Origin of the sequence: Hydrotalea sp. (assembly GCF_049968455.1) — a bacterium.
In the GTDB taxonomy this organism is placed as follows: domain Bacteria; phylum Bacteroidota; class Bacteroidia; order Chitinophagales; family Chitinophagaceae; genus Hydrotalea.
Window position 1 is genome coordinate 19974 of sequence record NZ_JBMFQT010000015.1, and the last position, 14785, is coordinate 34758.

General features: G+C 33.5%; 14 protein-coding genes. 7 read left to right on the forward strand and 7 right to left on the reverse strand.

Features of this window, described 5'->3' with window-relative positions; translation table 11 throughout:
• Nucleotides 1–44: 44 nt before the first annotated feature.
• The gene (locus ACP5P5_RS10895; protein WP_428286141.1) at nucleotides 45–398 is read left to right on the forward strand and encodes a hypothetical protein; all 354 of its coding nucleotides are present in this window, start codon (nucleotides 45–47) and stop codon (nucleotides 396–398) included.
• An 8-nt stretch (nucleotides 399–406) separates the two neighbouring features.
• Here the strand turns inward: ACP5P5_RS10895 and ACP5P5_RS10900 are convergent, their stop codons facing one another.
• Nucleotides 407–1015, reverse strand: coding sequence for a DNA-3-methyladenine glycosylase family protein (locus tag ACP5P5_RS10900; protein ID WP_428286142.1), 609 nt, complete (start codon nucleotides 1013–1015; stop codon nucleotides 407–409).
• A 207-nt stretch (nucleotides 1016–1222) separates the two neighbouring features.
• Here ACP5P5_RS10900 and ACP5P5_RS10905 point away from each other — a divergent pair, with 207 nt between their 5' ends.
• From ACP5P5_RS10905 to ACP5P5_RS10915, 3 genes are all read left to right on the forward strand, one after another.
• Nucleotides 1223–1507, forward strand: a complete 285-nt coding sequence (locus ACP5P5_RS10905; protein ID WP_428286143.1) for a hypothetical protein — start codon at nucleotides 1223–1225, stop codon at nucleotides 1505–1507.
• A complete protein-coding gene (locus tag ACP5P5_RS10910; RefSeq protein WP_428286144.1) occupies nucleotides 1483–1950 on the forward strand; it encodes a hypothetical protein in 468 nt (155 codons plus the stop codon). The genes ACP5P5_RS10905 and ACP5P5_RS10910 overlap by 25 nt, the downstream gene beginning before the upstream one ends.
• A gap of 182 nt (nucleotides 1951–2132) precedes the next feature.
• Nucleotides 2133–3335 carry an MFS transporter gene (locus ACP5P5_RS10915; RefSeq protein ID WP_428286145.1) on the forward strand — a complete coding sequence of 401 codons (1203 nt, stop codon included), beginning with the start codon at nucleotides 2133–2135 and terminating at the stop codon, nucleotides 3333–3335.
• A 144-nt stretch (nucleotides 3336–3479) separates the two neighbouring features.
• Here ACP5P5_RS10915 and ACP5P5_RS10920 read toward each other — a convergent pair whose 3' ends face one another.
• Entirely contained in the window at nucleotides 3480–3860 is a 381-nt protein-coding gene (locus tag ACP5P5_RS10920) for a DUF6567 family protein (RefSeq protein ID WP_428286146.1), read from the reverse strand.
• 276 nt (nucleotides 3861–4136) lie between these two features.
• Here ACP5P5_RS10920 and ACP5P5_RS10925 point away from each other — a divergent pair, with 276 nt between their 5' ends.
• Nucleotides 4137–5474, forward strand: coding sequence for a hypothetical protein (locus tag ACP5P5_RS10925; protein ID WP_428286147.1), 1338 nt, complete (start codon nucleotides 4137–4139; stop codon nucleotides 5472–5474).
• Nucleotides 5475–5515: 41 nt separating this feature from the next.
• On the opposite strand, the gene ACP5P5_RS10930 is transcribed toward ACP5P5_RS10925, so the two are convergent.
• The 5 genes from ACP5P5_RS10930 to ACP5P5_RS10950 form a co-directional block, all read right to left on the reverse strand.
• Nucleotides 5516–6028, reverse strand: coding sequence for a hypothetical protein (locus ACP5P5_RS10930; RefSeq protein ID WP_428286148.1), 513 nt, complete (start codon nucleotides 6026–6028; stop codon nucleotides 5516–5518).
• Nucleotides 6029–6052: 24 nt separating this feature from the next.
• Nucleotides 6053–7453: a hypothetical protein gene (locus ACP5P5_RS10935; RefSeq protein WP_428286149.1), complete on the reverse strand. Its 1401-nt coding sequence runs from the start codon at nucleotides 7451–7453 to the stop codon at nucleotides 6053–6055.
• 23 nt (nucleotides 7454–7476) lie between these two features.
• Nucleotides 7477–9342, reverse strand: coding sequence for an OmpA family protein (locus tag ACP5P5_RS10940; RefSeq protein WP_428286150.1), 1866 nt, complete (start codon nucleotides 9340–9342; stop codon nucleotides 7477–7479).
• A 17-nt stretch (nucleotides 9343–9359) separates the two neighbouring features.
• On the reverse strand, nucleotides 9360–11417 hold the full coding sequence (locus tag ACP5P5_RS10945) for a tetratricopeptide repeat protein (protein WP_428286151.1): 2058 nt from the start codon (nucleotides 11415–11417) through the stop codon (nucleotides 9360–9362).
• A 73-nt stretch (nucleotides 11418–11490) separates the two neighbouring features.
• Nucleotides 11491–11976, reverse strand: coding sequence for a hypothetical protein (locus tag ACP5P5_RS10950; protein ID WP_428286152.1), 486 nt, complete (start codon nucleotides 11974–11976; stop codon nucleotides 11491–11493).
• Nucleotides 11977–12209: 233 nt separating this feature from the next.
• Between ACP5P5_RS10950 and ACP5P5_RS10955 the strand changes: the two genes are divergently transcribed.
• Both ACP5P5_RS10955 and ACP5P5_RS10960 read left to right on the forward strand, forming a co-directional pair.
• On the forward strand, nucleotides 12210–14138 hold the full coding sequence (locus ACP5P5_RS10955) for an ATP-binding protein (protein ID WP_428286153.1): 1929 nt from the start codon (nucleotides 12210–12212) through the stop codon (nucleotides 14136–14138).
• Nucleotides 14135–14749, forward strand: a complete 615-nt coding sequence (locus ACP5P5_RS10960) for a response regulator (RefSeq protein WP_428286154.1) — start codon at nucleotides 14135–14137, stop codon at nucleotides 14747–14749. Before ACP5P5_RS10955 ends, ACP5P5_RS10960 begins: the two co-directional genes overlap by 4 nt.
• The last annotated feature ends 36 nt before the right edge of the window (nucleotides 14750–14785 follow it).

A 14785-nucleotide genomic window follows, 5' to 3' on the forward strand; every position in this document is an offset into this window, starting at 1 on the left:
CCGGTTTTCTTTTATACTAACCCTAATAACATAAATGTTAACCCATGCAAAAAATTTGGTTATCCAATCCTGAACCACATGATTTTCCTGCTGCCACAGATTATTTAGAATTAATATTTCCAATAACAAAAGCCAAACAATTAACCACTCAATTAAAGCAAGCAAAAACTATTTCAAAAAAAGCAAAAGATATATTACGGGCTGCTCAATTACCTTTATTACCTGCTGATAATATTCATGTTAAAGAAAATATTAAGAAAGTAAAAAAAGGAGGAAAACTGTCGCCCATTTTAATGGTTAGGGGTAATGAAAAACTAATAATTGCCGACGGTTATCATCGGCTATGTGCCATTTATTATTTATCAGAAGACCTGGAAATTCCCTGCCGACTTGTTTAAAAATCAACTTATAATTTTGGAGGATTATCCTTCCAATGCCATAAATGTAAACAGGCATAAGTTCTATAGGGCTTCCAACGGCTGGCAATTTGTGTAAGTTTTTCACGCATAGCAGTTTTAGGCATTTCGGGTAGTCCATAAATAAGTTGTATGGTTTGTTGTATACCTAAATCATCAACAGGAAAAACATCTTCTCTAGCTAATGTAAACATTAACAACATCTCTACGGTCCACCTGCCCACCCCTTTTATTTGTGTTAAATATTCAATCACTTCATCGTCAGTCATTTGCTTTAGTTGTTGGTATTCCATTCCATGTTGTAAAGCAAACTCAGCTACGTTACGAACATAGTTAGCTTTAGCATGCGATAAACCTATACTTCTTAATTGTTCATAGGAAGTTTGTGCAATATCAATAGGTTCCGGAGTAGCAGTATATAGGTTCAAAAACCTGCTTTTAATAGCAGCTGCAGCTTTCACCGATAGTTGTTGCCCAATAATAGCATTACACAATTGCAAGTAAATTCTGTTCCTTCTTTGCAACTGAAACGGTGTATGGTGGCGAATTATAGCAGCCAACTTTTTATCTTTTTGCAAACATTTCAAATAATGACTCATAAAATTCAACTATTCAATACATAAAAATTAATGCAAATAAAGAAATCTTCTATCGCTTAAAATACATATATTCGTAATGTTATAATTTTCGAGATGCTTTATCTATGTTAATAATTCCATCTGCAAATAAAGATAGGCAGGCTTTTAACAAAGAAAAGAACAAAACCATTTAAACATGAAAAAAATAACATTATTTGGTATTTCATATTGCTATTAACATCTATCAATGTTTCAAAAGCACAGGAGCAGGAATATATTTTGTACAAAAATTCAACCGGTATTTCACATAACAATATTGATGCAAAACAAATGATGAAAGTAACGCCCGGAGAAGATTATTATCATGCTAAAACTTACTACATCAGTAATAATCGTTTGGCTACTGAGGGGAATTACTTGGACAACTTTTGCATACAAGCTGATGGCCCTTTTAAAAATTATGATAAAATTGGGTATTACTTGATTCAATGTTATTTAAAGAAGGTATTTTAATAGAAAGAACTGCGTTTTATGCCAACGGTAATAAAAAATCGCATTATGTAAAAGCACATGACAAAGTACCAGCTGTTCAATTGGGCTGGTATGAGCAAGGACAGCCTATACCCAATTATATAGCCGTACAAATGCCTGAATTTGTGGGTGGCATTAAAGGATGGCAAAATTTCCTTAATAAAAATATGGATATAAAAGTGGCTATGCAACCCAATATCCCTTTAGGAATTTATACCGTTAAAATGGATATATGGATAACAAAAAACGGAAAACCCACTCAATTTATAGCTATTGATCCACCCGAAAAATGCAAGCCCTGTTTATTAGAAGCCATTCGTGTTTTAAAATTATCGCCGGTATGGCAACCGGCATTTTTTGATGGTGTGGCGGTTGATTTTCCTATGCTATTATCTATGCGTTTTAATACCACAATGGCTAATTAATTTGGCTATCATCTACCATCCCTATTTTATACAAATAGGTATTACTCGTAACGTGAAGTAATAGCATGCCATTTTTATCATTTGTCAAATTCAGCATGTAGCATATCTATACAAAAAAAATGTTGGTAATTTGCTGAAGCAATTGTCGGAGATAAAATATTCCCGGCAGAGTTGTACCCGGTATGATTCAGAATATCACTTCCTTTATTAAAACCCGAACGGCTTTAGCAGTTGGGTTTTTATTTGCCACTTCCAGTTTAATATTTGGTATTTGGGTGGCTGCCATTCCAGGCATTAAAAGTCGTATGCATTTTTCGGATGGCTCACTGGGCTTATCCCTTTTACTTTCGCCTTTAGGAGCTATTACCGGAATGCTGCTATCCACCCGTGTATTTAGTAAAGTACCGGTAGGTAAATGGATGGTAGGTGGATATATTGCCATGGGTTGTATAATGATAGCCCAAATTAATTCAGCCAATAGAATCATGTTTTGGACATGCTTATACTGCTACGGACTCATTAGTTTTTTAAATGGTGTTTCAAGTAATGCCACAGTTAATTTATTGGAAAAAAAACACGATCGTTTATACATGAGTACCTGCCATGGCATGTATAGTTTAGGCGGTGCCGTTAGTGCAGGTATAGCCGCATTATTATTTTTAATACATATTCCGCCTGGCATTCAAATAATGTTGGTGGTATTGTTCATTTCAACTGTTATTTTATCAAATAGGGCCAATTTATTAAGTAATACAGAAATCATTCATTCGCGTTCACAAGTTAAACTACCCTCTTTAACCATATTAGGTATATCATTTATTTGCATGGTAAGTTTTATGGCTGAAGGTTGTGTAGCAGACTGGAGTGCCATTTATTTTAAAGAAGTATTACATGCCCCCAAAGCTATGTTAAGCTTGGGTTATGCAGGGTTTTCAGTTGCCATGACTTTTGGAAGATTAAATGGCGACACGCTGATTACCAAATTAGGCAGTAAAAATATGGTAATATATGGCGCTTTATTAGCAGCAAGCGGATTTTTAGTAGTAGTTACTGCATATCAACCATTCATAGCAATTATTGGCTATATAATGATAGGCTTAGGAAGTTGTACCATTGTACCTATTTTGTTTAGGGCTTCTGCTAATATACCCGGAGTAACAACGGTTGAGGGTTTTGCAATGGTTACTACTGGTGGATTAGTAGGATTTTTAACCGGACCATCCGTAATAGGTTTTATTTCTGAACATGCAGGGTTATCAAAAGGTTTATCATTATTGATTTTAATGTGTAGTTTATCTGCTTATGTTGCTTATAAAAATCCATTCATCACCAATAAAAAAAATATACAGGAAGCGCCGATAGCATACGATGAACAATTATACTAAATAAAAAACCTATTTTGATTTTGAGTGAAACAAAATAGGAAACAAAACACTACCCCTCTATTTTTTTAACCATGAAAACCAAAAGTCATTTTTTTAAATGAGCACTCATCAATTATTTAAAAAATGAATTGTACATAATAGCTATTACCCACCATTCACAAACTCAATTACATGCGCTTGCACATATACTTCTTTTCGGAAATAAATGGGAAATAGTATTTGCACTAAATTTTCTTCAGTAGTAACATTTATAACAGCCCTTGCACTGCCCATTAAATTAGCTTGCTTTAGCATATCTGCTTTTGCCATTGCAACCAATGCTTTGTGCGATAAACCACCAATTCCCAACACATAAGCGGCTTGCGCTTTTCCGGTTACCAAACCAACTACCTTGTAATTTTTTTGAGATAAGGTTACATTCGTAACATTATTGTTGAAATTGGCTGTTAAAGCCATATTCATTCCACAACTGCATAAAAGAATAGTCATTAAAATGACAGAAAGTACACTTTTTAATTTCATCATAATTTTGGCTTTATAAAAAGATATTCGGTTAAAGAGTGTTACAAGAAATTGAGCCTGAACACCTGACAAATTTACTTTGCCATTAACCCAAAGCAGAAAATTTGGTAAACAATTGCATTATTTAACCAGTTATGTTTTTAATTTGCGTAACCCCATTGAAAAAAGTATATTTACACATTAGTTATTAACTAAATAACTTAGAAAAAATTGAACTACCCCTTTTTGAAAATATTGAATAAATGGTTATGGATAATAGCAATTTGCCATGTATGCTCTATGACCAATGCCCAAAATAATACTGCACATCATCCTGAAATAGAATTTTTATTAAAGTATCCAAAGTCTGTACACATCACCTTACCCGGAAGAAATGCTGAGTTTATTAAGTTATCTCATCCCTGGGAAAATCAAAGACAAGTACTTTTAAAATCAGATACCGCCATTTACCTTTTTATTGACGGGTCGGGTATCATTTATCAATACAATCATCATCAATTTGTAAGAATGGACTCCACTATTTATAGGGGTTACAATTATGGTGCTTTCCCTTTTATATATAAAAATGAATTATATAATTTAGGCGGTAGTGGTTATTGGCGTATTACAGGGCATTTACGAAAATATAGCAATAAGGCACATGAATGGTATATTATTCCTTTAAATGAGGAAAATCCGGTACTTAATGAACCTAATGCCAGCATGATTTGGTATAATCCCAATGCAGGAAAAATTTATTGTGCCAATTTTGTTGACAAAAATGGAGGCATAAAAAAGCAAACAACACAAAATTATAACCAATATAAGGTGAAAGTGCTTGACCTAAACACCTTAAACTGGACTACTTTAGGCACTTTGAATAAAACTTTATGGCCATTTACCAAATCTACTCAGGAAGTTGCTATGACCCCCTGGGGCGTACTACTAGATAATGATGGGAAAAACCTATTGTGGAACTTTGAGAAAAATACTTTATACCGTTTACCATTGGAAAACGACAAAAGCCAGTTTATTATTACGAATTATTTAAATGGAAATTTGTTTTGTTTAGATTCAACCCTTTACTTGTGCGAAAAAAATAAAATTGATACCATTCCCCTCAGCCTTTCGGAATTTGAAGATACAGGTATACCAATTTATGTGAAGGAAGCAAATCAGTTGCATACAAATAGTAACCTCACCATTCTTATCATTGCATGCTTAGTGGTATTAGTTGGTGGAGTTGCATTTTGGAAGTATTATAAAAACAAACAACATGCGCCATCCTTACAACAAATTGTTACCAATAACCTAACTGGCGAAAAAAGCTTATACACAAAAAAATTTCCGGAGTATACTGATCAAGAATGGGAAGTATTAAAATTAATCTTACAAAATACGCAAAATAATGAACCTACTAGCATTGATGAATTAAACAGCATATTAGGTTTAAAAAATAAAAGCTTGGAAACACAAAAAAGCCAGCGATACAAAATTCTTACTTCCATTAATCAAAAGTACTTAGCCATAAAAGGCACAGAACTGATTATTCGTGAACCGGATGCTATCGATAAAAGAATTAAAGTATACCATATTCATCCCAATGCGATAGCTGAATTGAAGGCCAATATGAGCTAGTTTTTCTCAATAACCAATTTATATGTGTAGTTATGGGATGACTAAAAATTATTCCATTGCGTTCCCGATTCATTGTCAAATCCGTACTTACGAGATATTGTTGTTTTACCCAACGCATCTGTTTGATAATAAGTCCACCCAACTTTTGCAGGGGCTAATGTAACCTGTGTAGATAATAAACCATTACAGCCCATTGCCTCTGTACAATTAATTACTCTAACATTTTCCATGAAAACGGTGTTTCCTAAAACAAGCTGACCTGAATTACCCATTTGTAAAACGGATAGTAACCCATTTTTTAATACAATGCCAAGTTGCATAGCCCTTTTTAAATCGGCACTTGCTCCTGTTATATTCATAGAAAATATAAATTGATTGCTGTTTTTCCCACCCTCAGAAAAAGACAGTATAGAAATATTACCTTCAAAACCACGCATGAATGCATCACCTTTGATTAATTTACCCGTTTCATCAAATAGCTTTAAATAAACTCTTTGGTTTTGAGCCCATGTGATAAGCGGGAAGTACAACAAAAAAAGTATAATTGTACGCATAATATAGATTTTTAATAATTAAATTTATTTAGAGAAGCCCGTAAAAACCCCTGAACCAGGATATTGAGCATCATTCATCCACAAAACTCTTTTCCCTTTTTGTGCCGTAAAATAAACATCATAAACCTTTGGTTTACCACTGATATCTGAAAACCGTATTTGCCAATTATTAACTGACTCAAAAACACCATTACTTTTACTTTGCAAAACACCTGTTCTTCCACCAAAACTGTTAGTAGCTATCAATTGCCATTCATAATGGTTGCTCCCGTCAAAATTGAACCATTGCGTTGAGGCATAGGTTTGCATTCCAGCACTTTGACCGGTATAAATATTAGTATAGTAGGTATTACTTGTAAAACGATCCGTCCATTTACCGGTACCAAATAAATCTGCAGCGGCCACAGCAAATTTGTTTCTACCAGACATGTTATCAAGCGTTTGCAATACATCAGCATTACTATCCCATTGAATGGATTCCGGATCAAAATGAAATGTGGATACAAAATCAGCTTTTGTGGGTGTTATAACTTCTATCCAACCGGCACTTCGTTTAAACAATACCAGATAAACTTGTTGTTTGGTTACATTTGAAACCGCATTCCCAAAGCCAATATAAGGTCTATTAAAAGTATTAATGTAAGTAGTTCTGAAATTAGTTAAGTTACTGTAACGAGGTGCAACTAAAATATTCCATGCAGTTCTAACAAGCGGATCCGTATCTGCAGGAAATATTGTTCCTTCTTTAGGATAATGCAATAAAACTTTGTAATTATCTTTTGATACTTCTACCCAATCTTCTTTTTCAATTGCAGTCCACCCATCATCAAAATTTGTAGTATTAAATGTAAACTTAGAATTCGCAACAGGCGTTTCAATCTGCATCCATTGATTGTTGTTTTGTATCACTAATGTTGAATCCGAAACCGATTGTTTGAATTGTACTGACGATAAAAAATCATCAATTAATGATGTATATACAGCACTGTTAAACATCACTAATATATTTACCGTAGTATTTTTGCGAGTTGCATTTACTAGCAGCGCAACACCGCTTAATTCACCTTCATTAAAAGGTGCATAACCACTAATAGCTTCCCATTCCTGTTCTTTTATTGGTTTTTGCATTTCCGGTTCATTGTTTACGTGCAGGTTTTGCTTTACCAATTGCTGCCAGGAAAGGTCAAAGTTTTGTTTTAGTGTACTCGTTGTTATAGCGCTTTTAAAAATTGATATTTTACACCACTCCTTATTTTTTTGATTGATAGTATAATAATTTCTTACGTCTTGAAATGTCTGTTGCTCCCATCCAATGGGTGGTTTAAACGTTACAAGATCAAAACTATCTATTTGCGCATTTAAGTTGGTAATGAAAAACAATGGCATCAAAAGCACTCCTGTGCTATGCATTAATTTAGTTAACATAAAAACATTTCATTAATGCATGATTAATAAATTGGAACATTGGTAAAAGTTCCTTTAATATCACCCGCAAAGCCATTGGTAAAGGTTTCCGTCATAGCATCGCCCTTTTTAATGGGCTTAAGTCCTTGAATCATCACACCAAATGTAAAATAACCACTTGCTTTACCATTTTCTACTTTTTCAATAACAAACTTGCAGGTTGGAGATGCAGCTGGTAAATGACGAATTAATCCCTCATCCACAAAATTGGCCATATGTCCGTTGGTAACAATAGGTGAAAATTTATATACATACGGTTTTTTATCTGTTCCATAAAATAATACCGCTTCATTGTCTTTTATTTCAGCATATTGTTTAGTTCCGTATAATGGTTGCTTTTGATTAATCTCCTGAAAATTGAATGTTTCAGGTTTTAAATTGCTATTCACAGATACCAGATGAATCTTCACATAATTTTCTTTGCTATTACCTTCCTCTTTACTTGCAATGAATGTATAAGTATTTTCACCTGTTTTCATAAACTGAGCAAACGGTAATTGTGTATTTAAAATTTTACTTTGCAATTGCAAATTGGTATTACTTACCGGAGTACTGTTTTTTCCGGTTGATGTATTTGTACTAGGCTTAGCTGCATTGGGTTTACTTTCAGAAGTTGAATTGATGGTGTTGCTATAATTATCGGCTTCAGGCTTAAATATAAATTCAACTCTTCTATTTTGTGCTTTACCTTCCGGTGTTTTATTATCAGCAATGGGTTGTGATTCTCCGCGCCCTTCTGTAGTAAGTTTGGATGCATCAATATTATATTGATTAACTAAAATATTTTTTACTGTTTCAGCACGTTGTTGTGAAAGTTTTAAATTTAGTGCTTCATCACCGTCACTATCGGTATGACCAACAATTTTAACTAGTGTAGTTGTTTCTTTCAGCACTTTACTTACATCTAACAAAGCACCCATACTTTCGGGTTTTAAATTAGCAGTACCACTATAGAATAATAGGTTACTAACTAATTTACCTTCTTCAAAACGAGAACGGGTATCGGGTACATCCTTTGCAACACGAATATTACTCACATAATAGTCTGTTCCACCAACACTGCCGAAATTGAAGCCAAATTGATTAGGCAAATAAGTTTCATTGACAGCGGGTAAATCGTATAACTTTCTATCATTCCACCACATTCTAAAACGCTTACCTTGTACACACATACTAACATGTACCGGTGTTAAATTATTGTAAGGTAACTCCTCAGACATATTATCTGATAGCCGTTTATCGAGATTTCTGAGGATAGCGCGGCTTTTATTTTCACCCGCAATGATAGATTCAAAATATATTGCCGGTTTAGCGCTTTGTAAAATACCCTCATCAGTTACTAAATTACCTCCTGTATTATACAAAACAATATCGAGCCTTGGATCGTATGAATTCTTTACAATCAACAAATCAAATTCTATAGTGAAATTATTTCCCCAACTTTGCTTTTTGTTGCGCGATATATGTGTGGCATTACTTGCGGCCATTTTTACCCACTTACCCTCTAAACCATCAATGGTTACTACTTCAGCCGATTTAGAAGTAATCCATCCTTCAGGAGCTTCACCAATATTATCTTTTTCAAAATTATCAAAATATAAAATGGTAGTACCCGGAACAAAATCAAACTTACTATACACTTTTAAATCGGGTTGACGTGACTGACTTGATGCCGTTGCATTATCACCTGCATCAGATTTTTTAGGATTATCATTTGTTTTAGGTGCATCCGCTTTATCAATTTTTTTTGATACTGCCTGCTCTGCTTTTTGTTGTAGCTTTTTTAATAACTGACTGTGGGTATTGTTTATGCAAAACAGTATACCCAAGCTTAACATTATTAGTTTCATTGTATTTATTTTAATGATTAATTGAGGCTTTCTAATAAACCAGTTCCACCCATTGAACTACTGCCACTCACCAAACTAATTCTACCTTCTACACCTATATCAGCAGGTCCTGCACTTACTCCTGCTTTACCAATTACATATGCATCCTTTAGGCCGGTTCTATCAATTTCAATACCCACTCCTCCACCTGCAGATGCACCCACTTGAATAGGACCAACTTCTATTTCTTTACCTGCTTCTGCTGTTATTTCAACAGTGCAATTCATAAATTGATCTGCAAAAGTTTCCTTATCCATATTCTGTTTCAAACTTCCCTTAATAAAGGGCACATCAATAGAAGTGGTTACCCTACTGCAATCAAAACTTGCCTTCATCACAATCATGTTTAATTCTGTATGATATTGGCATGCAACATCATCAAACTCTGCTAACTTAAATTTGCCGGAAGGTTTATTTTTCGATTCTTCTGTACATATGTATAAGGTGTTTTTTTCAAAATGGGCTTCGCGTAATGCTTCCCACCATTTAATCTTCATCATTACTTTGCTGGCTTCAAATTCTTCGGGCCATTGCGTATATTTTAACCAGTGCACTTCCTCATTCATTTTACGACGGAATAAATCCAGCATTTGTTGTTTTAATTCTTCAGCCTCGGTATTAACAGTTTGCAAATAATTATTTGTCAGCAATTTCTTTTCCGCGCAAAAACTTTTGTTAGCTAATCCTTCACCGGTTTGTTCCGCTTCTTTTTCATTAATGGTATGCAATAACGAATCATAAGTTTTTTTCAATTCATTTTGTTTGTATAAAAACTTCATTTGTTTTTCATTCAGTCGCTTTAGTTGCACCATATAATTACTCGACTCATCGTTCAATGCTTTTAATTTTAAAGCTGCTTTTGGAGCATAAAAAGGCATTACCGATAATGTACCTGTTTTTTTACCTGTTAGCAATGCTTTATTGACGAATTGTATGTTTTGATTAATTCGTATAGAATTATTTTGTTGTGCTAATTCCTGTAATCCTTTTAAAGTTTGTTTCAATTTTTCAATTTCTTCATCACACATAGCTATGTAATTAGCCCAATCTTTCTCTAATGCAATGCACCCATCAACCGATTTAGGATAAGCCGGTTGTTGATATTCCGATAAAATGAGATTTTCATCATTACCGGGCAATTTCCATTCAATATCTTTCTCAGAAATTGTTACACCAAATTTTCTAAGTCTACTTTCTTTTTCATTTGTATATGCGTGATGTAACGATTGCTTTACTGCATTAATAGCACCGTTTTTGTTACCCTTGCTTTCTTCAATGTATGATTTGGTAAGATTAGCTTGCGGATGATATGCATACAAACGAATAGCACTATCTAAATATTTTTCAGCTTTATTCATTTCACCTAATCCATACCAGGCCTGACCCAAGTTATTAAGTATGGCATTATTATTCGGATACTGTTTATTTAAATACTGCAGAATAGGAATAGACAGGGGTTCAGCACTGCTCATAATTAACATAGAAGTATAATTGCTCAAATTGTCTATATTATTTGGATTTTGTAAAACTATTTTACCCATAACATATACTGCCACTGCCTGATTTCCCATCATCCAAATTCCCACAGCCGCTCTTCCGGCTTGTGCAGCAGGCAATGACATTAATTGTTGAAATATTTCATCCCCTAACGTAACAATAGAAGCACCCATAACCTGTTGAATTTTTTGCTGACCATATTTTAATAAAGTAATTACACCCTGTTGTGTAACAGGTGTGGGTGGTATACGACTAATTCTTGCCGTATTTCTTATGGGAACTATTTGCGTTTCTTTTGCATAAGCCTTACTCAATTGCTTGTCATTTACATGGGACACTTGTTGAGCTGTTTTATTAAAATCAGGAAGAAGAATACCTAAACTGTCCATCGTCTTTTTTTCCTTAGCACTTATATTACTCATTTGCTTTTGAGCCTGTCGTATTAAGGCTTGCATTTCTTGTTGTGTAGGTGGCTGTTCAACATTGCTTTTTTTAACAGATTGCCCTATTAATAAATGGCTGTTGAGAATAATAAACAAGAAGAATGAACATTTCAATATTTTACAATAAAAAAAAGAATACATCTTAAAACATTTATTACTGATTTAAAAATTATTTCAAAGCATTTGTTTGTAGTTGTGCAATCTCACCCGCAACAATATTGGCAACATTAGCCACCTGACGAATCAAACGTTCCATATACTTACTATTCAACAAATCAATGAATGCATCAGAACGGATATATACATCATTATGCTGATCCATTCCTATTTTAATCAAGTCAAAATGATCAGCCTGCTGTAACAAGTGGTGCATTACAAGTGAATCATCTTTAAAAGATTGTACTTCAGATAAATTGGTATAGATAATGCATAAATCACTTACGCGCTGAATAACAATTTGATAATCCGGAATACTGCTTCCACTGTATGGAATAACTGCTACGCTATCATTTATAATACGATAAGGCAAAGCAACTTTTAACAATAATTGCTCCATTATACCTTCTTTTTGGGGAGCCAAAGATTTTGTTTGTGCCTGCATTAAAAAGGGAACAAACATCACCAGCAGTAGGAATAAGCATTTTAATTGTTTCATACACTGTAATAGGTTAAATGCACAATTGAATAAAACTGACTAAACAGCAAGTGTAAAAATGAAAAAATTATATCCTAAAACCTATCCCTTAAAACTGGGATATTCATTAAATCAATCAAAAATCACCTGAAAGGGGGAATAGTGGATTATCGATAAAATGGTTAATTTGTTAAGACAATCATCAATTAATGTCGTACAAAAGGCTATTGTATTTTATATTATTTGTTGCTGCTATGCATATAAACCTGAAGGGGCAAACTATCAGTGCCGATAGCATAATGCAACAAATACAACGCATGCCTAATGATACCGCAAAAGTGAACAAATTAAATGAACTGATTGGATTACTGCAATTTCAAAATCATGACAAAGCAGAAGAAATATCGTGGAAATCTATTCAATTAGCGCAACAATTAAATTATAGATTAGGATTAATAATTGCCAGAAGATTAAGAGGTGTATTATATATTGACAAAGCCCAATTAGATAGTGGCAAATATTTTTATGATAAAGCATTTGCTTTAATTAAAAATTCAACCCAACCTACTTTTATTAAACAAAAAGGCCTATTAACCCACAATTATGGAGTTATTTATCATCAACGTCAATTATATGACTCCGCCACTATGCAATATTTAGAAGCGATAAAAATCTTTAACTCTATCAATGAAGAAGGATTGACCTTTTTCCCCTGTTTAAATTTAGCCACTATTTATAGCTTCTTAAATGACAATAATAAAGCACTATATTATAGTAAAGAAGCCATAAAAGGTGCAGAAAAATTAAATGATAAAACTAAATTGGTCATTGCCATTAACCAGGAAATGTCCATTCATATCGCTTTAAAAAATTTCGATACTGTACTTACACCTTTAAGAAGAAATATTGCATTAGCACATTCACTTCAACATTACTATGCAGAAGGAAAAGCGCACCATTTATTGGGTAAATATTTTTCGGAAGGAAAACAAATGTTTGATTCTTCTATTGAAAACAAAAAAAAGGCATTGACATTAATGCAGAAAATTCGCAATCAATATGAAATTACTAGTATTACAGAAGATATAGGCTTCGACTATCTACAAAAAGAAAACTATAATGAAGCCAAATACTATTTAACACAATCCATTAGCCTAGCGCAACAATTTGGATTAGATCAAATTAAACAATATGGTTTAGAAAATATGGTAATAGTAGAAGAAAAATTAGGCAACATTCCTGCTGCTTATCAATATTTAAAAGAGTATACCACTTTAAAGGATTCATTGGCAGCCCGTTCAAATCAAAATTATTTATTTGATCTAGAAGCCAAATATCAAAATGCCAATAAAGAATTACAAATTGCACAATTAGAGTCTGAAAAAAAAATTCATGAATTAGCATTGAAGCAAAATAAAATTTGGAATTATGTTCTAATTGCAGCATCTATTACCATATTTATTATTGGTTCGTTAACCTATCGCAATCACAAACACAAACAAACACTACAACAACAACGTATTATTGAACTAGAAACGCAACAACAACTGGCCGCTACAGAAGCAATTTTGAAAGGTGAAGAACAGGAAAGAACCCGTTTAGCCAAAGATTTACATGATGGATTAGGAGGCATGCTATCGGGTATCAAATACACTATGAGCCATATGAAACAAAATTTGATAATGACACCCGAAAACCAACAAGCATTTGAACGTAGTTTAGATATGCTTGATTCTTCTATCAACGAAATGCGCAGGGTTGCACATAACATGATGCCCGAAGTACTACTTAAATTTGGATTAGATGCAGCTTTACATGATTTATGCCAACAAACAAACGAAACGGGGGCCATTGAATTAAAATATCAAAGCATTGGTATTAAGAATAAAACTTTTGAACAAACAACCGCCATACATATTTACCGAATTGTACAAGAGCTGATTAATAACATTTTAAAACATGCTAATGCACAACAAGCCATTGTGCAAATTACTGATGATGATAATACTATACATATTACGGTAGAAGATAACGGCAAGGGCATGCCGGAGCACAAACAACAATTTTCAAAAGGAATTGGATGGAATAATATATATAGCCGAGTAGATTATTTAAAAGGGAAAGTAGATATTCAAACCGCACCGGGAAAAGGCACATCAGTTCACATTGAACTTAATGTATGATAACAAAATTGTTCATAGTAGATGACCATTATATGGTAATTGAAGGCATTCATGCATTACTACAAAATGAAAAAAACATTGAGTGGATAGGGCACGCTATGAACGCAGATTCATGCCTGGCTTTTTTACAACACCAACAACCCGATATTATTTTAATGGATATTAGCCTTCCGGATACCAGTGGTATTGAGTTATGTAAGATGGTAAAAACAAAATACCCCGCTATTAATATAGTTGCCCTAAGCACATTTAATCAACAAAGCTTTATAAAAAAAATGATGGAAAATGGTGCTTCCGGCTATTTATTAAAAAATGCTTCCACTAAAGAAATTTTAGATTGCATTGAAACTACCATGAAAGGAAAATCTTATTTTAGTTTTGAAGTAGCTCAAACATTACGTTATCATTCCAATGATGAAATAATATTAACCCTTCGCGAAAAAGAAGTTTTAGCACTTATCGCGGAAGGATTAACGAATCCGGAAATTGGACAACGTTTATTTATTAGCACCACTACAGTTGATTCACATCGAAAAAACATCCTTACAAAATTCAATGTAAAAAATACAGCAGCACTAATTCATGCTGCCATAAAAAAAGGCTTCTTATAAATTGCCGTTTATTTGAAGAAATTAATCATGCCATTA